The sequence below is a fragment of the Amycolatopsis sp. NPDC003676 genome (genome assembly GCF_053587275.1).
On the sequence record NZ_JBSFNS010000382.1, the window covers coordinates 1 to 1,125 of the forward strand.

A 1,125-nucleotide genomic window follows, 5' to 3' on the forward strand; every position below is an offset into this window, starting at 1 on the left:
TGCTTTCGCGCCCCAGGCTCGGATCTGCTTGGACGCGCTCGCCTTCGCGGCAGGATCCCCCTTTCGCCGGAGCGGTTTGCTGCTCTGGGGCTGCCGTCGGGGAAGTAGGCGGCGTCGTCCGGCGGCGGGTTGAGGGCCAGATCGAACGCCTCGATCGGACCGAGCCCGGCGGTGATCCACACGATGGCCAGCGGGAACACCAGTCGCATGCCGAACACGGCGATGATGACGCCGACGGTCAGGAAGATCCGCTGCCAGAACTCGCTCATCCGTTCCAGGACGGTGGCGTTGATGACGGCGTTGTCGAACGACAGCGAGACCTCGAGAATACCGAGGATCGCACACAGTGCCAGCGCGGTCGGGCCACCGTAGAGGAAGGCGACGACCAGCGAGAGGACCGTGATGACGACCGACATACCGAAGATGCGCGTAATCACGCGGAGGGACCTTTCTGTGTCACACGGACAGGGGGCCCATCAGACGAGCCCCCTGTTCGCGACGATGACTAGACGTTGACGCCGTAGTCGCGGGCGATACCGGCCAGGCCGGAGGCGTAGCCCTGGCCGATGGCGCGGAACTTCCACTCGGCGCCGTTGCGGTACAGCTCGCCGAAGACCATAGCGGTCTCGGTGGAGGCGTCCTCGGACAGGTCGTAGCGGGCGAGCTCGTTGCCGTTGGCCCGGTCGACGACGCGGATGTAGGCGTTGCGCACCTGGCCGAACGACTGCGAGCGGGTCTCCGCGTCGTAGATCGAGACGGGGAAGAAGATGCTCTCGATGGTCGGCGGGGTGTTGGCCAGGTCGACGTTGATGACCTCGTCGTCGCCCTCGCCCTCACCGGTCAGGTTGTCACCCTGGTGGCGCACCGAGCCGTCCTTGGACGACAGCTGGCCGTAGTAGGCGACGTCGACGAGGTTGTTGTCGGCGAACAGGCAGACCGAGGCGTCGAGGTCGATGTCGACGGTGCGGTTGCCGAACATGCCGCGGGTGCGCACCGGGTCCCAGCCGAGGCCCATCTTGACGAAGGTGAGCGCGGCGCCGCCCTCCTTGCGGAGCGTGACGCGCTGCCCCTTCTGCAGGCTGACCGGGCGATCCTTGCTCAGGCTGACCTCACCGGCCGGCTGCC

At 67.1% G+C, this 1,125-nt stretch carries 2 protein-coding genes; both read right to left on the minus strand.

The window, feature by feature from the left end; translation table 11 throughout:
• Window positions 1–437 (minus strand): DUF475 domain-containing protein (locus tag ACWDNU_RS46590; protein WP_449673544.1); only part of this gene is annotated, 437 nt, incomplete at its 3' end.
• Between the two features lie 68 nt (window positions 438–505).
• Window positions 506–1,125: TerD family protein (locus ACWDNU_RS46595; RefSeq protein ID WP_449673545.1), on the minus strand; the 620-nt coding region annotated here is incomplete at its 5' end.